At 35.8% G+C, this 20518-nt stretch carries 19 protein-coding genes and 1 pseudogene; 2 read left to right on the top strand and 18 right to left on the bottom strand.

The features are described 5' to 3' along the window. Window positions 1-276: 276 nt before the first annotated feature. The 9 genes from recO to EVI01_RS04420 form a co-directional block, all read right to left on the bottom strand. The gene (gene recO, locus EVI01_RS04465) at window positions 277-1089 is read right to left on the bottom strand and encodes a DNA repair protein RecO (RefSeq protein ID WP_010752443.1); all 813 of its coding nucleotides are present in this window, start codon (window positions 1087-1089) and stop codon (window positions 277-279) included. Between the two features lie 134 nt (window positions 1090-1223). After that, window positions 1224-2123 carry a GTPase Era gene (era, locus tag EVI01_RS04460; protein WP_010752444.1) on the bottom strand — a complete coding sequence of 300 codons (900 nt, stop codon included), beginning with the start codon at window positions 2121-2123 and terminating at the stop codon, window positions 1224-1226. 11 nt (window positions 2124-2134) lie between these two features. Then, entirely contained in the window at window positions 2135-2542 is a 408-nt protein-coding gene (locus EVI01_RS04455; RefSeq protein ID WP_025480748.1) for a diacylglycerol kinase family protein, read from the bottom strand. Continuing rightward, a complete protein-coding gene (ybeY, locus tag EVI01_RS04450; protein ID WP_025480749.1) occupies window positions 2526-3002 on the bottom strand; it encodes an rRNA maturation RNase YbeY in 477 nt (158 codons plus the stop codon). Before ybeY ends, EVI01_RS04455 begins: the two co-directional genes overlap by 17 nt. Before the next feature lie 37 nt (window positions 3003-3039). After that, complete coding sequence (locus tag EVI01_RS04445; RefSeq protein WP_010752447.1) at window positions 3040-5232, bottom strand: HD family phosphohydrolase; 2193 nt, start codon at window positions 5230-5232, stop codon at window positions 3040-3042. Between the two features lie 19 nt (window positions 5233-5251). Continuing rightward, a complete protein-coding gene (locus EVI01_RS04440; protein ID WP_010752448.1) occupies window positions 5252-6223 on the bottom strand; it encodes a PhoH family protein in 972 nt (323 codons plus the stop codon). 444 nt (window positions 6224-6667) lie between these two features. Next, the gene (locus EVI01_RS04435) at window positions 6668-7114 is read right to left on the bottom strand and encodes a GatB/YqeY domain-containing protein (protein WP_010752449.1); all 447 of its coding nucleotides are present in this window, start codon (window positions 7112-7114) and stop codon (window positions 6668-6670) included. Window positions 7115-7140: 26 nt separating this feature from the next. Beyond that, entirely contained in the window at window positions 7141-7317 is a 177-nt protein-coding gene (rpsU, locus tag EVI01_RS04430) for a 30S ribosomal protein S21 (RefSeq protein ID WP_002356740.1), read from the bottom strand. 150 nt (window positions 7318-7467) lie between these two features. Next, complete coding sequence (locus EVI01_RS04420; protein WP_010752450.1) at window positions 7468-7911, bottom strand: Fur family transcriptional regulator; 444 nt, start codon at window positions 7909-7911, stop codon at window positions 7468-7470. 92 nt (window positions 7912-8003) lie between these two features. Between EVI01_RS04420 and EVI01_RS04415 the strand changes: the two genes are divergently transcribed. After that, on the top strand, window positions 8004-8861 hold the full coding sequence (locus tag EVI01_RS04415; protein WP_010752451.1) for a pyruvate, water dikinase regulatory protein: 858 nt from the start codon (window positions 8004-8006) through the stop codon (window positions 8859-8861). Window positions 8862-9014: 153 nt separating this feature from the next. On the opposite strand, the gene EVI01_RS04410 is transcribed toward EVI01_RS04415, so the two are convergent. The 8 genes from EVI01_RS04410 to EVI01_RS04375 all read right to left on the bottom strand — a co-directional run bounded on the left by EVI01_RS04410 (window position 9015) and on the right by EVI01_RS04375 (window position 18690). After that, the gene (locus EVI01_RS04410; protein ID WP_010752452.1) at window positions 9015-9953 is read right to left on the bottom strand and encodes an NADP-dependent oxidoreductase; all 939 of its coding nucleotides are present in this window, start codon (window positions 9951-9953) and stop codon (window positions 9015-9017) included. A 37-nt stretch (window positions 9954-9990) separates the two neighbouring features. Then, complete coding sequence (locus tag EVI01_RS04405) at window positions 9991-10380, bottom strand: YbgA family protein (RefSeq protein WP_025480750.1); 390 nt, start codon at window positions 10378-10380, stop codon at window positions 9991-9993. Window positions 10381-10717: 337 nt separating this feature from the next. Next, complete coding sequence (locus tag EVI01_RS04400; protein ID WP_010752454.1) at window positions 10718-11011, bottom strand: ArsR/SmtB family transcription factor; 294 nt, start codon at window positions 11009-11011, stop codon at window positions 10718-10720. A gap of 68 nt (window positions 11012-11079) precedes the next feature. Beyond that, window positions 11080-12807 (bottom strand): phospho-sugar mutase, encoded by a 1728-nt coding sequence (locus EVI01_RS04395; protein ID WP_010752455.1) that lies wholly within the window; start codon window positions 12805-12807, stop codon window positions 11080-11082. A 531-nt stretch (window positions 12808-13338) separates the two neighbouring features. Then, a complete protein-coding gene (locus EVI01_RS04390; protein WP_025480751.1) occupies window positions 13339-14592 on the bottom strand; it encodes a hypothetical protein in 1254 nt (417 codons plus the stop codon). A 193-nt stretch (window positions 14593-14785) separates the two neighbouring features. Next, window positions 14786-15739 (bottom strand): thioredoxin-disulfide reductase, encoded by a 954-nt coding sequence (gene trxB / locus EVI01_RS04385; protein WP_257006916.1) that lies wholly within the window; start codon window positions 15737-15739, stop codon window positions 14786-14788. Between the two features lie 120 nt (window positions 15740-15859). After that, window positions 15860-17293 (bottom strand): 6-phospho-beta-glucosidase, encoded by a 1434-nt coding sequence (locus EVI01_RS04380; protein WP_010752458.1) that lies wholly within the window; start codon window positions 17291-17293, stop codon window positions 15860-15862. Then, window positions 17293-18690: a 6-phospho-beta-glucosidase gene (locus EVI01_RS04375; RefSeq protein ID WP_010752459.1), complete on the bottom strand. Its 1398-nt coding sequence runs from the start codon at window positions 18688-18690 to the stop codon at window positions 17293-17295. The genes EVI01_RS04380 and EVI01_RS04375 overlap by 1 nt, the downstream gene beginning before the upstream one ends. Before the next feature lie 218 nt (window positions 18691-18908). Between EVI01_RS04375 and EVI01_RS04370 the strand changes: the two genes are divergently transcribed. Continuing rightward, window positions 18909-19793: a MurR/RpiR family transcriptional regulator gene (locus tag EVI01_RS04370; RefSeq protein ID WP_010752460.1), complete on the top strand. Its 885-nt coding sequence runs from the start codon at window positions 18909-18911 to the stop codon at window positions 19791-19793. A gap of 103 nt (window positions 19794-19896) precedes the next feature. On the opposite strand, the pseudogene EVI01_RS04365 reads toward EVI01_RS04370, so the two are convergent. Next, window positions 19897-20518, bottom strand: a pseudogene (locus EVI01_RS04365) (glucose PTS transporter subunit IIA); the annotation flags it as partial.

The following is a 20518-nucleotide window of genomic DNA, read 5'->3' as shown; positions in this document are numbered from 1 at the left end:
TGTAAACAAACATAGGGACGATCAATTCGCGGTTCCACCCTACTTCCGAAATTTTCGGCAGCTTCGTTATCAGTACTCACAAGTGCCTCTTCAAAAATCGACAGCATTCGGCTTACACCCACCCGAACTCGCTTTTGCTACGTATTTTTTACTGATCTTGCTCAACGTACTTCATTATTCTTATTCAATACTTCGTAAGTCTCTCATTTATCTAGCTTCCATAATAGACGTTTTCCTATCCATTTGTCAAATAGTTTTAAATGGACTTGGCGTTTTTTATTCGTTTTCTTTTGTTTTAGTAGTTTTTTTCTCGTCTATTTCTGGTTTTTTTAAGACATGTTCCCATGACTTCATTTGGTCAATAAATTTTTTACTCTTTAGATGAATGCCTACATATTCTTCGTATAACTGATCAATCAATTTTCTAATCTCTGCTTTTGTCGTCTCTTTTAGATTGATTCCGGCAATTTTATCGTAGGAAATAGCCGAAAACATTCGGACAAAATACACCGCTCGTGGATCTGCATGATAACGACGATGATCCATTGACCAATGCTCTTCACATATTACACCGCCGTATTTGGAAGAATAATCGAATTTTCCATGAGTTTTCCCACAAATCACACAATGTGTCCAAATAGGGGCTATTCCAAAGCGTTGCAACAATTGTACTTCAAAGATATTCGTGATAATTTCGGCATCATCTCCTTGATCCATTCGTTGCAAAGCCAATTGAGTAAATTGAAAAAGATGAGGATCGTATTGATGATCTTCAATTGCCGCATCCACTAAATTCAATAAATAAGTGCCGTAGCCACTCAAAAAAATATCTTCTTGAATTTTTCGAAAAGCATGAACATCTTTTACACTCGTTATGAATGAGAGTCCTTCATTTTTGAATGTCCCAATGTAGATCGCTTCAGTGAAAGGAAGGAGTGCCGGAGCTAAGGGTTGATTTTGCCGATGAATACCTTTTACATAAAACATCATTTTTCCAGCAGATTCCGTAAAGATTTTAACTAATTTATCTTTTTCTTTATAGTTTTTACTGGAAAGGATGATCCCTTTTGATTCTGCCAATTGACTCATCTTTCGATTCCTCTCCTTAAATTTTCACACGTTCTTCTGTCCTGCTGTTTTTTATTGAATAGACAATAAGGAAAAGAAAAATCATTCAATGAATCATCCTTCTTTTCCACTTTATTATCTACCAATTCACTTGTTTAGTATTCATCTTTGCGATAACCAAAATCTTGTAAGTAAACTTTTTTGTCACGCCAATCTTTTTGAACTTTCACCCATAATTCAAGGAACACTTTGTCTCCCAAAAGATTTTCAATATCTTTTCTGGCTTTTGTTCCAATATCTTTTAACATTTTTCCGCCTTTACCAATAATGATTCCTTTTTGGCTATCACGCTCAACGATAATCGTTGCTTGAATGTGAATTTTATCATTTTCATTGCGTTTCATGGAGTCCACGACAACCGCAACAGAATGAGGCACTTCATCTCTCGTTAAAAATAGCACTTTTTCACGAATCAATTCTGAGACAATAAAGTATTCTGGATGATCGGTTACTTGATCTTCTGGAAAATATTGTGGACCTTCTGGCATCTCTTCAACTAAAACTTCCATCAAACGATCTACATTGTTGCCTTCGGTGGCTGAAATTGGCACGACTTGGGCAAAAGGCATTTGTGCAGAATAATCCTCAATAATACTCAGCAATTCGTCTGGGTGGACTTTATCAATTTTATTGATAATCAAGTAAACAGGCGATTGCACATTTTTTAAACGTTCAATAATAAAATCATCTCCACGTCCACGTTTTTGATCTGCACTGATCATAAATAATACAGCATCTACTTCTCTTAATGCGCTATAGGCTGTTTCAACCATGAAATCACCCAAACGATGTTTAGGTTTATGAATTCCTGGTGTGTCAATAAAAATCAACTGTGCTTTTGGTGTCGTATAGACTCCTTGAATTTTATTTCTAGTTGTTTGTGCTTTGTCACTCATGATAGCGATTTTTTGACCGACGATGCGATTAAGCAATGTGGATTTACCAACATTTGGACGTCCAACGATTGCGACAAAACCTGATTTATGTTCGAACATATTTTTCTCCTTTAATTAAACAACATTTGGTATATTTTAGGAATAAACAAAATGAGACCTACGATGATGGCAAAAAAAGCGGTGACGAGCACTGCTCCTGCTGCCATATCTTTGATTTTTTTTCCGATCGGATGAAAGTGAAAATCTGTAAACATATCTACAACATTTTCAAAAACCGTATTTAAGATTTCAACGATCCAAACCAAAAAGACGGCTAAAAATAGCCATAGCCACTCGGATAAACTTAATTGGCAGATAATTCCCATGAAAAAGGCAAGCAAACCAAAGCCAACATGTTTTTTCATGTTCCGTTCTTCGTTAAATACTGTTTTGACACCTTGCATAGCAAATTCTACTGACATGAGAAAATGTTTGTTTTTTTCTACTTTTTTCTCACACTCTTTATCTTTTAAGTCCATACGCATCTAAAATCTCTTTCTGTAACCCAAACATTTCTTTTTCATCTTCTGCTGTCATATGATCATAACCGTTGATGTGTAAGAAACCGTGAACGGCTAAGAATCCCAATTCTCTATCATAGGAATGGCCATATTCTTTTGCCTGTTCAGCCGCACGTTCTGTAGAGATCATAATATCGCCTAGCACACGTGGTAATGGGTTGTCATCATCTTCAAAAATTACTGGAATTTCGTCTTCTCCTTCTTCTTCCAAGGCAAAGCTGATTACATCTGTAGGCATGTCTTTTCCACGATATACCCGATTGATCTCTTGAATTGCTGCATTATCCATAAAAGTAACAGACATTTCTGTTTCTTCTGGTAAGTTTAGATGAGAAGCAGCAAATTGCAAAAGCTCCTCAATTTCTTTGATTTTTTCTGCTGAAACGGCTTGTGTTTCATCCATAAATGTAATGTCCATAACCATCGCTTCTTTCTTCTTGCTTTTTATCAATTTTTTAATTGTCTGTTTCAGGTTTCATTTTTTCTGCTTCCGATTTCATTTTAGGGTATTTGATCCTTGAATGGAAGGTACTGCTTAAGCCACTAATCAATGATTTTTCGACTTTACGTATTTCTTTTAATGTCAAGCCACTATCATCCAATTGACCATCTGAGATGCGTTCTTCGATCAGATTGTGTACAAATTTTTCGATTTTTTCACTCGTTGGATGATCCATTGCACGAACAGCTGCTTCACAACTATCGGCAATGTTCACAATTCCAGCTTCTCTTGTCTGTGGCTTAGGTCCAGGATAACGAAATTGTTCTTCCGTTATTTCTGGATTTCGTTCTTTTGCTTTGATATAAAAATATCTCATTAATGTTGTGCCATGATGTTGTCGACAAATGTCAATCACCATTTGAGGCATGCCATATTCCTCTAAAATTTTAGCACCATCCGTCACATGACCAAAAATAATCTGTTTGCTATCTTCTGGTAATAAAAAGTTATGTGGATTTTCTGCACCAGAAGGCAAATTTTCTACAAAAAAGCTCGCATGTTTGATCTTTCCAATATCATGATAATAACAAGCCACTCGTGTCAGTAAGGAACGTCCGTTGATTTCAGCTACTGCATTGGCACTTAAATTGGCGACCATCATGCTATGGTGATATGTCCCCGGAGCTTCTTCTAACAATTGTTTTAGTAGCGGATGATTTGGGTTACTCAATTCGTTTAAGACGATTACACTATCATCATTGACCATTAATTCAATATAAGGATGTAGCCCCATCGTTAATAAATAAGACAATAAAGCGCCCATAAACCCACAAATAAGCATGAGCCAAGTTGTTCCATTGCTGAAACTCATTCCTTGATAAACGATCAAGACAATATCCATCATCAAAGGAAAAATAATTACCCACATCATAGCAGAAAACCATTGTTCTGAAACTCTCTGGCGTTTTAGAATTGTCGCTAGTAAGCCTGAGAACAGATAAGACATTAAGATAACTGTCAAAAAGTTTGTGCCAATTGAATTATAAAAAATAAAAAGGGCAGATACAGCTTGAAATAAAGCTGCCATGATACCAGCTCTTCGATTCAAGAAGAAATTCAAAACTAAAGGAACAAAGGCAGCTGGGTAAAAGAGTGGAATATAGGCTGCTTGTTCTGTTTGGAATAGTTGAAAGAATTTCATTAATAGTACACTAATTGACATGGCTGTCACGTAAAAGAGTACGTACTCGGTACGTTTTCCAGCTTCATGGTATTGCATAGAATTGTAAAGAAGCACAGCAATTTGTAAAAGGACGGCTAAAACCATCGCAACTAATGGAAAAATCGAAGTCGTTTGATTGGTTAAGCCTAACAATTCAAGTTTTTTCATCGCATCTGCATCGATTTGATTTCCTTCACGAACGATGACTTCACCTTGATAGATCATCACCGGTTGAACCGCTTCTCTGGCAGATTGTTTTAGTTCTTCTGTTTTCTTTTCATTTAATACATCATTTACAACAATTCCTTGATCGACCAAATAATGAATTGTCTGTTGTTGATCTGTTGAGACATTTAAGTACTGTATCTGGTCTTCTGCTTCTTGTTTAAAAGTTTCCAAATCACTTTCTCGAACCTGTTTTTTCATTTGTTCACCAATCAGTCTCAGGCTCTCGTCTCGTACGGTTGTAATTTGAGTATTTGTCATGCCAAATATTTTTGTATAGAAGTTTGTAGGTAACTTTTGGTAAAAAGCAACATTTTCAGCATTGGCATTTTCAAAATTCTTTTTTAATGCGGCAATTCGTTCATCTATCGTTGGATTGGGTATATTTTCATTTTCTTTTGCCTTATCCACTTTCTCTTTATACGCTTTATTGACAGAATCATTTGTTTTACTGATTAAATCAAAAAGTTGTTTGATTCGGCTATTTTGTTCCTCAGCCAAATCTTGTTGATAAGTATATTCTGGCGTGACAGCCTCTGCTGCCAATTTTCTTTTTTGTTCCGTTTCTTCAGTATTTTCAATCGTTTTGTTTGCTCGAATACTTTCTTCGGCCACTTGCCCTTCTTTAAAATCATTGGCTTTTTGTTTGACACTGCTAAAGGTTACCCCACATACAATCACAAAAAACAAAAGTAATAAGAAGGGCAGTGCAGCTTTTCCTAATCTAGCTTGCAGTTGTTGTAGAATTTTGTTCAACATTCGCTTATCCTCCTAAGCCTTACTCTTGATGAAGATCTGCCTTTTCATAAGCTTTGATGATTTCGGCTACAACAGGATGACGAACAACGTCACTCGCCTCAAAATTAACAAAATCGATTTTTTTGATTTGCTTCAGTGTACGTTCGGCGTGAATAAGTCCACTCATCACTCCTTTTGGTAAATCAATTTGACTCGTGTCTCCATTCACAATCATTTTCGATTGGTAGCCTAAACGCGTTAGGAACATTTTCATTTGAGCAACTGTTGTATTTTGCGCCTCATCTAATATGACAAAGGCATCATCTAACGTCCGTCCACGCATATAAGCTAACGGAGCAATTTCAATAACGCCTCGCTCCATCAATCGATTTGTATGATCCAATCCAAAAATTTGATAAAGCGCATCGTAGACTGGACGCAAATAAGGATCAACCTTTTCTTTTAAGTCTCCTGGTAAAAACCCCAAATTCTCACCTGCTTCTACAGCTGGCCGAGTCAGAATAATTTTTTGTACTTCGCCTTTTTTCAAAGCTGCAATCGCTAATACAACTGCTAAAAACGTTTTACCAGTTCCTGCAGGACCGATACCAAAGACGATGTCATGCTTTGCAACGGATTCTACATATTTCTTTTGTCCGCTATTTTTTACTCGAATTGGTTTACCATTACGGTCTTTGACAATTTCTTCTTCATACATTTCAACGAAGTAATCCAACGTTCCTTTTTGCCCCATTTTTAAAGCAGTGACCACATCAGGTGTACTGACATGGATACCTCGTTTTATTAATTCTTGTAATGTCCGTATGACTGAGTTTGCTAATGAAAGCCCCGGTTCTTCCCCGATCACTTGGATCATTTCTCCTCTAGTATGGATCGTCGTATCTGTCATTTCTTCGATTAATTTTATATGTTTATCATGCGAACCTAATAGCATACTGATATCATCAGCTGCTGTTAATCTAATCTCTAAAGAACTGGATGCTTCTGTCAAAAATAGACATCTCCTTTACTTCAAATCATTCCATCCTATTTTACCATATTAGTAAAAAACTATATAGCAAATAAAAAAGGTTATTAGCAAAGTGTTTATATGCGGATCAATTCATCCAAAAAATACGATTTTTAGACAACTGCCCCCAATTTGTTTGGACGATACTTACTTGGCTCATTTCTTTTTTATTTAGAAAATAGCTCGAGAAACGATGATAAAAATGGAAATAGTCGAAATACTTTTACTTATTTACGGTCGTGAACAAGAAAGAATTATTTTATATAAATAAGAAGAATAGAGAATGATCATTGAGGCAACTGTTTTTTATAAACTCATTCGAAAATTTATTTTAAATAACCGTATTCTTTACTTTTCTTGTATCATTTTTTTCAAAAATATACAAAAAAACTGCGAACATCACTGTTCACAGTTTAAATGATAAAATTAGGATTGCAATAGTTCCTTCACGATAGCATTCACTTGGTTTCCATCTGCTTTTCCTTTGACTTTAGGCATGATCACACCCATGACTTTGCCAAATTCTTTTACAGAAGAAGCACCAGTTTGCGTGATCGCTTCTTGAACGAGTTGACGAATATCATCCTCAGAAAGTTGTTCTGGCATGTATTTTTCAACAATTGCTATTTCACTTTTCACTTTTTCAGCTAAATCGTCACGTCCAGCTTCTTCAAACTCATGCAAAGAATCACGTCGCTGTTTCATTTCGCGAGACAACACTGTTAATTCTTCGTCTTCTGTCAAGTCGTGACCTTCTTTAATCTGCTCGTTTTGAATGGATGACTTAATCATACGAATCACTTGTAAAGATTCTTTATCTTTAGCTTTCATCGCTGTTTTCATGTCATCGTTTAATCTACTTAGTAGTGACACACTACCAACTCCAATTCATCAAAGAACTAGAATTTTTTGCGTTTTCTAGCTGCTTCAGATTTTTTCTTACGTTTTACACTTGGTTTTTCGTAGAATTCACGTTTACGAGATTCTTGTAAAGTACCCGCTTTTGACACGGAACGTTTGAAGCGACGAAGAGCATCGTCAAGTGATTCGTTTTTGCGAACGACTGTTTTTGACATGTTAATTCCCTCCCTCCGAGCTTAAAAAGTAACCGTAATTGTTATTGAAATTAGAATCCAAAAAACAAGACTGTTCTACAATTATTATATCTAATGCTGTTTTGACCGTCAAGGGAATCTTTGGTTTTTTTAAAATAATAAAATGTTATTTTATGAAATATCAACCGATTGACAGTTTTCACATCGCCCAAAAATTTCGAAACGATGCCCTTCAATCGTACAGCCATTTAACTGATTTTCGAAGTAATTCATTGGGCACATGTGGATTTCTTTTGTCATTCCACAAACAGTACAGATGAAATGATGGTGATGTCCAATCTCACCTTGACAACAATGAAAGCGAAATTTCATTTCACCATTCAAGTCTGTTTCTTCCAATAAATCAAGTTCAGAAAAATCATGAAGGTTTCGATAAATCGTATCGTAACTTACTCCTTTAAATTCTTGATTCATATAATCAAAGACTTCTTTTGCAGAGACGTATCGATTTCTTTTTATTAAATAAGTCAACAACGCTTCACGCTTTTTTGTATACTTAAAACCGTTATTTTTCAATGTTTCTAATGATTGTTCAATCAATGTTTGCTTTTTCAAGGTTCTCCCTCCAAATCAAAATGATTACGAAGTATGGGTTCCACAGTATGGTATACTAAAGATAAAAAAAATGCAAGTGAGGTTTTATAAATATGACTTTCGAATCAACTGAAATCGTTACTTTTTTTGTCATTTCGGATTCTGCTGGGGAAACAGCTACGAAATTAGCGCAAGCAACCATGGCTCAATATCCTACCGTTGAATTTAATTTGTTTCGACGAACATTTGTAACTGACAAAGAAACCTTAGCCCAAGCGTTGCAAGATGCTTTAGAAGAAAAAGCGCTTGTTCTACACACTTTGATCAATCAAGAGTTAATTGATCAAACGCGAAGTTTTTGCCAAAAAAATAACTTATTTAGTTTTGATGTCTTAACCCCACCAGTTGAAGAAATTGAACGTTTAACAGGGATTAAACCGACCCGACAACCTGGTGCTTTACATTTATTGAATGAAAATTATTTTAAACGGATTAAAGCTATGGAGTTTGCTGTAAAATATGATGATGGAAAAGACCCACGTGGTTTTTTAGAAGCTGATGTTGTATTACTTGGGGTTTCTAGAACTTCAAAGACCCCTTTGAGCTTATTTCTAGCAAATAAAAACTTAAAAGTAGCAAATTTACCATTGATTCCACAAGCGCATATCCCTAAACAACTATGGGAAATCGATCCTAAAAAAATTGTTGGTTTAACAAATAATCCAGATATCTTAAATAATATACGTAAAGAACGAATGCGCTCTTATGGGTTAAATCCTGATACTGCTTATTCGGATATTGAAAAAATTCGAGCCGAGTTAGATTTTGCAAATGAACTTTATGAAAAATTAGGGTGTATAGTGATCAATGTTGCCTCACTTTCAATTGAAGAAACAGCGTCCCTGATTTTAAATGCTTTGGAGTTAGAGGACCATAGTTACTATGGAACGGATACTTCTGGGGAAAAATAGTAAAAAAACTGATCCAGCTGTTTTAGCGGATCAGTTTTTTTACCTAATAGAGCACAATAAACAGAAGTAAACAGGCCATCATTCGCTCACAAAAATTTAAAACCGACAGCGTCCACATATTTTTCTGTTCTAGCAATATTTATTTAGGATAGATTATTCATTTACTAAAACGATTTTCCCTTGGGCATGGTGGGTCGCACTTAATTCATGGGCTTTTTTTACACCTTCTGCTGTAAGAGGGTACGTATGTCCAATGATGCTTTTTACTTTTCCTTCCGCCATTAAATCCGCAATCTCTTGTAATTGTTTGCCATCTGGTTGAAGCCAGATACTTTTTGCTACAGCAACGTGTTTAGCTAATTCCTCATCTGGCTGATCAACGATTGAGATCAATCGTCCCTCTTCATTTAACACTTTAAAACTCGCTTTTTGCACGTCGCCGCCCATCGTATCAAAAACTAGATCAATATTTTCTAATACTTCTGAAAAATCAGTTGTATGATAATCAATCACTTGGTACGCTCCAAGTTCTTTTAATAAGGCATGATTTTTCTCACTAGCAGTAGTAATAACGAATGCTCCAGCGTTTTTTGCTAATTGAATGGCGTAGATACCTACACCGCCAGCCCCCGCATGGATTAAGACTTTTTCACCCGCTTTTAGTTTGCCGTGAGTAAATAGTGCTTGATAAGCAGTCAATCCTGCTAATGGCACTGCTGCTGCCTCTTCAAAAGAAACCGTTTCTGGTTTTTTGGCTAATAAATGATCATCTACGATCGTATAGTCTGCATAGGTACCAAAACGTGTTGTTTCTGGTCGAGCAAAGATAGCTTGACCGACTTGCCAATCTTGCACTTTTTCTCCTACAGCTACAATTTCACCTGCCACATCCCATCCTAAAATAATTGGAAATTCCCAAGGCATCATTTGCGCTAAATACCCTTCACGTAATTTCCAATCAATCGGGTTGACTGATGTTGCTTTTACTTTCACCAAGACTTGATGATCCCCTAATTCAGGTAAACTAACTTGGCTTTCTTTTAGTTGATCCGCATGACCATATTCTTCTATAACTATTGCACGTGTTTCCATTCATTTTTCCCTCCATCTCGCACTTATTATAAAAGCTCTAACTAAAATTCGGAAATGATTTGCACTCATCGAATAAATGAGAGTCTAAAAGATAAGATTGTTGATACTTTTTTGCTAATTCGTATAAGTATGGAAGGGCTTCATCTTGCTCTTTTGTTAACTGCTCTAGTAAAGTAAAAAATTGTTGTTTTTCTACTGGTGTGGCTACTTTTTTAAAGTAACCCCAGACATGTTCATAGGTATTTTGCTTAGCTTTTAAGTCAACCGGCATTTTTTTCACACTATCTAGCTGCTGATAAAATGTAGCTTTTTTTTCTTCTGACCATTGATTTCCAGAAAAAAGCTGACGCAAGGCTAGATATTTTTTTTGAGAACGTGCCATAACAAAATATTTCCAGCGAGCCCATTCTTTTTGGGTTTCACACATCTTGAACACCTCTTCTTTTATCACTATAACATTTGGTGATTCAGAACTTGAAGACATGAACTCCTCTTCTACTAAACATCATTTTTTGTTGAATATCTAGTCTGCAATCACAAGGGTAAGTGTGGCTTTGAAATAGATTGAAAAAGTTGCACGAATAAAATAGATACAACAAATAAAAAGTGTCTGACAAATAAATCTATCTCAAAACTTTCTAACTAAGCGATTTAAAAACGCTTACATCCAAGACAATAATTTCAAACAGAGAAAAATATAAGAAACTATTTTCTCTGTTCATTCTTATTGCTTAGTGCAGACCAGCCTTTTCACAACCTTCTTTTCATTGATGCTCCACATGTTTCAATGTTTGTTCCAAAATATCTAATACATGAAAATCATCTAAGCTATATAAGATTGCTTTTCCTTCACGATGTGATTTAACAATGTGATTTTCTCTTAACAAACGTAACTGATGAGAAACCGCTGATTGTTCCATTTTGACGGCTTGACTGATTGCTGTGACATTTTGCTCGCCGTCTTTTAAATAGATCAATATTTTCAACCGCGTAGGATCACTTAGCACTTTAAATAATTGACTGACTTTTTCTACTTCGTTTTTTTGTGTGTCTGACAACCGCTTCCCCTCCATCAAAAAGACTGATGTCTAAAGTTTACCACTTTTTCCATCAGTCTCAAGTTTTTTTATTCTTCTGTCATTGATTGAATAATTGCTTCATAGGTATGAATTTTCTCTTCTGCCTCTTTTGCAGAACTACCTTTGACACCTATATAGAATTTGATTTTTGGCTCGGTTCCTGAAGGACGAATAGCAATCCATCCGTTTTCTTCCAAAACATATTTCAATACATCAGATGGTGGAGTTGTTAATTTTTCCACTTTTCCTGTCGAATCAGTTTTCGTTAATTCTTTGAAGTCTTCTGTTTGAAGAACTTTCGCTCCAGCAAATTCAGTTGGTGCTTGATCACGGAATTTCTTCATTAAAGTAGCAATTTTAGCAGATCCTTCTTGCCCACTCATCGTGACAGAAATTGTTTTCTCTGCAAAATAACCGTATTTTTCAAAAATTGTTTGTAATCCATCATAAAGTGTTTTACCTTGTTTCTTATAAAAAGCAGCCACTTCTGCTAATAATAAGAGTGCTTGAATGGCATCTTTATCACGAACAAAAGGTTTCACTAAATAGCCATAACTTTCTTCAAAACCAAACATGAATGTATGCGAATGGTCCTCTTCAAATTGTTGAATTTTTTCAGCGATAAATTTGAACCCTGTTAACACATCGAACATCGTTGCGCCGTAGCTTTCAGCAATTGCTGTAGGAAGTTCACTTGATACGATGGATTTAAGAACAGCTGCATGTTCAGGTAACGTACCACGTGACTGATGTGCTTCTAAAATATATTGAATAAATAGTGCACCGATTTGGTTACCTGTTAATACTTTATAAGATCCATCTGGTTGTCTGACTGCCGCCCCTAAGCGATCCGCATCTGGGTCAGTTGCTATCAGTAAATCAGCGCCTTCTTTTTCACCTAGGCGAATGGCATATTCAAAAGCAGAGTGTTCTTCTGGATTTGGTGATTTGACGGTTGTAAAATCAGGATCAGCTATTGCTTGTTCTGGCACTAAAACAAATTGTTCAAAACCAGCTTGTTGCAAGGCTCTTTCTCCAAGCATTTTTCCTGTACCATGTAATGGGGTGTACACCAATTTTAAATCTTTCCCCATCGTTTGAACCAATTCTTGGTCAATTGTGACTGCCTTGATTTCTTCTAAGTAGGCTGTATCCACTTCTTCACCGATAATGTTGATCAAACCACTAGATTCGACTTCTTTATCAGATAATACTTCGACCTTTAAGGGATTACTTACTTCTCGTACATATTTTGTTAACGCATCTGCATCGGCTGGTGGCATTTGTCCACCATCTTCGCCATATACTTTATAGCCATTGTAAGCCGCTGGATTATGAGAAGCTGTGACCATGATTCCCGCAAACGCATGCAAATGGCGAACGGCAAAAGAGAGTTCTGGTGTGGGACGTAGACTTTCAAATACAAAAGAAGGAATGTTGTGTTTCGCTAATGTTTTGGCTGCCTCCATCGCAAATTCAGGGGATTGATGACGTGAATCATAAGCAATTGCGACCCCACGATGCTTCGTTTCTTCTCCTTGCGTATCCATAAAACGAGCAAGCCCTTCTGTTGCTTGTCTAACCGTGTAAATGTTCATACGGTTAATCCCAGGTCCTAAGATGCCACGCATGCCAGCTGTTCCAAATTCTAAAGGCGCATAAAAAGCATCTTCCAATTTTTCAGGATCTTGGCTTAGATCAGTTAATTGTTTTTTTAAATTTTCTTCTAAATTTTCTTCATTTGCCCATTGTTGGTATACTTGTTCCCAAGACATGAAGCGAACACCTCTTTCTAAAATATGTTTCGTTTTAAGTATAGCATTCTCTTTTTAGATAGAAAAGCCAGAAGGGAGAACAAGAAAAAAACAGATGCCAATGATTGTCTTTTCCATTCACTTACTAACATAATCTTTAAAAAATCACCTGCTGAAAATTCGCTTTTCTGTCCAATTCATTCTTTATAAATTATTTTTAATTCATTTTTTGAATTTTTTTGTGTAAGCTCAAAATAATCGTTCCATAACTCCCAATCTCTATACTCTCCCAAAACATATTTAGTCCATTCTTTTGAAAGCTTTGATAAATTTTCAAAAGAATCAAAGGAAGAGCCTTTATGATATTCTTTTTCAATGATTCTACTTATTTATTTGACTCCTTGATAAATACCAGAGTGATCTAGCCGTGTTTTTTTGATTGAATCTGGTACTTGTCTTTTTGCTTATTCTATCTATACCAACTTCTAAAAGGTATAAGAATGTCTCGCTGTATTTGATACTTCTTCTCAAAATTGAAACACATCATTCTCTTTACCTAATCATCAGTGAATGCGTTGCTTTTTCGTTTCTTGTCTTACTTTCATTTAAACCCTTAGATGTGATCTGTGACAACTTTATATCATGCTTTAATTTACTTTCAGAGAATCGACTTGTTTGTGGTAACGGGTATTGATGATAAGAAAGAGCAACAACTGTCGATGTTTTTCCATTTTCTATATTGGGTAAGTTTTTATGTAAATCAACTGATTTTTTATTTGAATGAGAAAAAACATTCTTTATTCGCTTCCAAATTCCATTTCCCATTCTTTTAATAAGTGAGTGTTTATTTTTTGTTTGCTCATCATTTATTGTTTGGCTTGTTTTTGTAATTTCAAAATGAGCATTTTTCTCTAGCTGTGGGTTGTTCAAATCTTGCATTTTTTTCTTTTGTTCTAATTCACTTCGTTTATGATCCTTTTTTTCTGGTTCTGCACCATTTAGTTCTTGATTCTTTTTCTCATGTTCCAGATCACTCAGTTCTGTTTGCTTTTTCTCGGGTTCCAAATTACTTAATTCTTGTTTTTTCTTTGGTTGATAGTTCTTCCATAATTCAGGGTCTTTTTCCCATGGAGCTATGACTCTTTCATTATTTTCTATAAAAATGATTTTTTCTTTCAATTTTTCCCAATTACGGTAAACATAACGAAGTTCCTTTGATGTATAATCATATCCATCCATATTCTTAGATAAAACCTCTTTAAAGTCTATATTATCCAAAACAAAATGAACGATCAGATCATCATGTATCTGCGCCATCTCAAATCCGATTCTACGTCCTACTTCTACATGCGAATCTATATCTATATGGACATCATGACAATCCTTTTTTTGAAACATTTTTAATGGACGATTATAGATTATTTCCAATGTGCTCAGAAAATGCTGACTTTGGAAAGTAAATAAATACATTTCCCAAAACGGATATTTTTTTATAATTTCCGTACTACGAGAAATTTCTTTTATAAACTTTGAAAAGCTTTTTTCTGAGTCCCAAGCTGATGGCTGAACTGTGTATCTGTTTCTTTTTTTTCCCCACTCTTGGAGTAATATTGAAGCAAGTTTATTGTTATAGTCTTCAATAAATAGGGGAATATATTTAGATTTCTGGTTTTCACCTATCAAATTATTATAATAATCTGATCTTTCATCATCTAATCCATAAATCAATATATGCTTTTCATTCATCCTTATTCCTACTTTCTCTAATTTTTTTAATTTCTTTCTAAGTATTTTTTCTTTATTCAATCACGTTTCAATCTTCATTCCTCCACTTATTGACTATGTTTAGTTTATCCTCTATCTAACTGATTACAGAACTTTTTTTTCTTTAAATAGATATTTTAAATTCTGTTTTTTTCTGCTCTATTTATTCTTTTCTATGTTACAAAAGTTAAGAAAAAAACTGCCCCTCTTTTTAGAGGAACAGTTTTAGCATTTTTTATTTATTGGTAGTTTCTTCTAATGCTTCCAAATATTTGTAGACTTGTTGACCGGCGATTCCGCCGTCGCCCACTGCTGTAGTGATTTGGCGCAAATCTTTTTCACGAACGTCACCGATTGCAAAAACGCCAGGCATATTGGTCCGCATCTCTTGATCTGTTGGAATCCAGCCTGCAGCATTTGTTAAACCAGATTTTTTAAATGGTTCAGTCAAAGGATCTAAGCCAACATAAATAAAGACACCATCTGCAGCCAATTCAACAGCTTCATTTGTTTTGACATTGTGCGCTTTAACTCCCGTCACAACCATGTCATTTCCTATGATTTCATCCGTTACCGTGTCCCAAACAAAGGAAATTTTTTCATTGGCAAACGCACGATCTTGAATAATCTTTTGTGCACGTAATTCGTCTCTTCGGTGCACAATCACCACTTCTGAAGCAAATTGCGTCAGATAAATGGCTTCTTCTACTGCAGAGTCTCCGCCACCGATGACAACCAATCGTTTGTTTCTAAAAAATGCACCGTCACATACTGCACAATAAGAAACACCACGTCCTGCATATTCTTCTTCTCCCGGAACGCCTAATTTACGATGAATACAGCCCGTAGCGATAATCACGGTTTTGGCTTCATAAGATTTGTCTTCACAGATGACTTCTTTATAGCTACCATGGTCTTTGATATCTTGAACGATTCCGTAAACATTTTCCGTACCAAATTTTGAAACACCTTCATACATTTTGTAAGCCAAATCAGGTCCCATGATTGAATCAAAACCTGGATAATTTTCTACTTCTGCCGTGTTATTCATTTGCCCGCCTGGCGCCCCTTGCTCAATCATTGCGACCGATAAATTGGATCGTGAAGCATATAATGCAGCGGTCATTCCAGCAGGTCCTGCACCGATTACAATAACGTCATACATATGTACATTCCTCCATTTTAAAATCAAGTAAGCTTACTTTACAGCCAATAGAAAAAAAAGTCTATTGTTCTGCTTACTCTTTTCGAATAGATTTATTATACTCGAAAAATCAGTTTAAAAACAATAGACTTTTTATTGAAATGACTACTCGCTGCTTAAATCTTCTCCATTTGTCGCAATGACCTTCTTATACCAATCAAATGATTTTTTCTTCGAACGGGCCAATGTTCCATTTCCTTCATTGTCACGATCGACGTAGATAAACCCATAGCGTTTCTTCATTTCGCCTGTTCCAGCAGAAACTAAATCAATACAGCCCCATGTCGTATACCCCAAAAGATCAACCCCATCTAATTCCACAGCATCTTTCATTGCTTGAATGTGTTGTGCTAAATAGTCAATACGATAATCATCTTCTACATAGCCATTTTCATCTGGTGTATCCACGGCTCCTAGACCATTTTCTACAATAAACAATGGCTTTTGATAACGATCATAGAGATCATTCATCGTTGTACGTAACCCTAGAGGATCGATTTGCCATCCCCATTCACTTTCTGTCAGATAGGGATTTTTAACAGAAGCAAAAATATTTCCTGCTGTTTGTTCTAAAAGCTCTGGATCGGTCGTAGAGACACGAGAAGAGTAATAAGAAAATGAAATAAAATCGACAGTATGTTCTTTTAACATTTCTAAGTCAGATGGTTCCATTTCAAGTTTGATGCCTTTACGAGCCATTTCTTTTAGCGCATAAGCTGGATATTTGCCTCTTGACTGTACATCAATAAAGAAATAGTTTTCTCGATCTGCTTTTCTTGAATCCCAAACATCTTCTGGTTTGCAGCTGTAAGGATAATTTGCTCCAGCTGCTAACATACAGCCAACTTTATTTTCTGGGTCTACTTCATGTGCAATTTTAGTAGCAATCGCACTAGCAACTAATTCATGATGGGCGGCTTGATATTTGATTTGTTCCACATTTTCGCCTTCTTCAAAATACAATCCAGCTCCCATAAATGGGGCGTGAAGAATCATATTGATTTCGTTAAACGTCAACCAATACTTCACCAATCCTTTATAACGGTTAAATATAACCCGACAAAGATTTTCGTAAAAACCAATCAATTTTCGTGAACGCCAAGCCCCATATTCTTTGATCAAATGCATGGGACAATCAAAATGTGTGATCGTTACTAAAGGTTCAATCCCATATTTTTGGCATTCTTTAAAGACATTTTCATAAAACGCCAAACCTTCTTCATTTGGTTCTTTTTCATCTCCCTTAGGAAAAATACGACTCCAAGCAATGGATAAACGATAAGTTTTAAAGCCCATTTCAGCAAAAAACGCAATGTCTTCTTGGTAGCGATGATACATATCGATGGCTATTTTTGCTGGATAAAAATGTTCTTCATCAAATGTAAACATTTTTTGTTTTCCAGCAATCACAGGAAAACGGTCTTTACCAATAGGAACAACGTCCACATTTGCTAGACCACGTCCGCCTTCATCATAGCCTCCTTCACATTGATTGGCAGCTGTTGCGCCACCCCATAAAAAATCTTTTCTAAATGCCATTATATTTCCTCCACGACCATTTTTGATAAGTTTTTTGCTATTTCATCTTGCACTTCTATTCCTTCTTCTTTCAAATGTTGAATCGTCTCACTGAATTGTGGTAAATAAGCTTCATGTGCAATAAAGAGTTCATCCATGATTCGTTTTGCTGTCTCACCCGAACGAATCAAAGGATTGATCGTAAATGCTTGAAGCGCTGTGCCATAGTCACCTGTTACTGCTGCTTCAATGGTTAATAATTCCATATTTTTCATGACTTGTAGCCAGCCACGTTCAGCTGGTGGTAATGAACCAAAAGCAACATTACGAGCCCCTTGTGCACCAACATAGGCAGTCACTTCTACTACACAATCTGCTGGAAGATCAGGGACAGCGCCTTCATTTTTAGTTGAGACCACAATTTGCGTTTCCTTGTTGGCATAGATAGACGCAATCGTCTCACAAGCAGCGTCAGAATAATAAGCCCCACCACGTTTTTGTAATTGTTCTGGTTTGTGGTCTAATTGAGGATCTTTATATAATTCAAATAGCTCTGCTTCTGTTTCTTTTACTTGTTGCGCTCTTGTACCAATCGTTTGATATTCTTCCAAAGCATGGTTCAACATCTCTTCTTCTCGATAGTAGTAGCGATGATAACCGCAAGGAATCATCTGCATTTGTTTTAATTGTTCTTTAAAAAATGGAATATCAAAAATATTTTTTGGTAAGCCATTGTTTTCAGCGTAGAGGCGATCAATTAATTCATTCGTTCGATCTTTTCCAGTTGAATCAGCCACCTTGTGCCAATGAAAATGATTTAATCCAGCAAATTTATAGATCAACTCTTCTTTTGCTACGCCAAGCATTTCTGGTTCGGTCATCATTGCCATGACTGGGACATTACATAGTCCAATCACTTTTTCCCATTTACCATAACGAACCACAGCCTCTGTAACCATACCGCTAGGATTGGCAAAATTGATCAACCAAGCATTCGGACATAATCGTTTCATGTCTTCTACAATGGCAAGAATGACAGGAATGGTTCGAAAAGCTTTGAACATTCCACCAGCCCCATTTGTTTCTTGTCCTAACATACCGTAATAAGCAGGAATCCGTTCGTCTTTTATTCGTGCATCCAATTGTCCTACACGAAATTGTGTGGTCACAAAATCAGCGTCTTTTAATGCTTCTTCTCGATCAAGGGTTGCGTAAATTTTCACATCATAAGGTGAAGCATCCCACATGCGCTGAGACATTTCACTGACAATTTTTAATTTTTCTTTTCCTTCTTCAACGTCCACTAACCAAATTTCTTTGATAGGTAATTCTTCATAACGTTTAATAAAACCTTCCATTAATTCAGGGGTATAGCTACTTCCACCGCCAATTGTTGCGATCTTTACTCTTTGTTTCATTCGCTTCCTCCTTTATTTTATTTACAATTATATTATGTTTTTTGTAAATAAAAACTACAAGTACCTCTCAGTTTTTTGCATTTCCATTTACAAAATCTACTTAAAAATGAAGTTTTTCTGTAAAAAAACTGTATAAAAAAAAGATTGGTTGACATAATAACATTTAGCGCTTACAATTTTTTTACATAAAAAATTAAAAAAATGTAAAGGAAAATGACATGCTTTTAAAAGAGAAATTAAAACAAACCGCCTTTTCTCCATCTGAAACAGTTGTAATTGACTTTATTCAAAATCATAAACATCAACTAAAAGAATTAACCATCCAACAAATTGCTAAAGCTTGTTATGTTCACCCCTCTACATTGATACGTATAGCCAAAAAAACTGGGTTCAATGGTTGGATCCATTTTAAAGAAGCATTTACCGCTGAAACGGAATATTTAGAAGGAAATTTTCAAGAAGTGGATGCCAACCTGCCTTTTTTAGCCAATGAAGGGATCATGACAATTGCGAATAAAGTCGCCTCACTTGAACAAATGACCATCGAAGATACCTTATCTTTGCTTCATCATGATGACTTACAAAAAGCAAAGCAACTCTTATTAAAAGCAAAGAAAATCGTTCTTTTTTCCAGTCATTCAAATACATCAATCGCACAAGCATTTATGTTAAAAATGAAACGGATCAAATACGACGTAACCATTGTCACCACTACTGGTGAATCCTATTATGAAGCCTACAACTGTACATCTGATACCTGTGCTATTTTAATTTCCTATACGGGTGAAAACCAAATGATGCTTCGAACAGCGAAAATTTTAAAAGAAATCAATGTACCTATTTTAACGCTGACTAGTATCGGTGAATCTACGCTGGCTTCTTTAAGTACAACCGTTTTACGCATTACAACCAGAGAACGTTTGTATTCTAAAATTAGTAGCTTTACTATAAATACGTCGATTTGCTACTTACTAGATGTTTTATATAGCTGTGTTTTCGCAGAAGATTACCAGAAAAATCTGAATCATCTGATCCAAATTGGACAGAAAGTGGATACGCGTTCGGTAAGCTCCTCAATTATGGAAGAACCGCCTTATCCTTAGCAAGTTTTGATATCATTTATTTTCACCCAGTTTATTCATTGTTTTATACTTAAGCAAAAAATAAACTGGGTGTTCCCTCCATCACTCAATGACTAAGTAAATCTTACGTCATTGCAGTGATCAATTCATCACCAGAGTTAACTGCTGCGATTCCTTGTTTTTGTAAAATTGTTAAATAATCAGCAGAATTTGTGATAATCACAGGAGTTTCAACACTAAAACCCGCACTTTCAATGGCTTCAATATCGAATGTAAGTAACAACTCCCCTTGCGCTACTTTGTCCCCTTGTTTCACGTATTCTTTAAAATAGTTGCCATCTAACTGTACGGTATCTAACCCTATATGGATGAGCAATTCTAGTCCATTGTTTGAAACCAGTCCAATCGCATGTTTCGTAGGGAACAACGACATGACTGTCCCATCAAAAGGTGCTCGAACTTCTCCTTTTTCTGGATAAATCAATATTCCTTTTTTCTGTTACTTCTTCTACCATATCTTCTTTCCAAAAGAAAAAGGTCAATAAAAACCCAATGACAGAAGCAATAGCTATACCAATAAATGCATGATACATTCCACTAGCATCCGAACCAGTAATATAATTGACGACACCAAAAATTCCTAGTCCACCCATTGTATAACCCGTTGCACCTGACACCATTAAATAAATACCTGAGACAGCCCCACCGATCATTGAAAAGATAAACGGTCGCTTATTAGGTAGCTT

Source organism: Enterococcus villorum, from assembly GCF_007990225.1.
Classification (GTDB): domain Bacteria; phylum Bacillota; class Bacilli; order Lactobacillales; family Enterococcaceae; genus Enterococcus_B; species Enterococcus_B villorum.
This window is presented reverse-complemented; position numbering and strand designations above follow the sequence as displayed.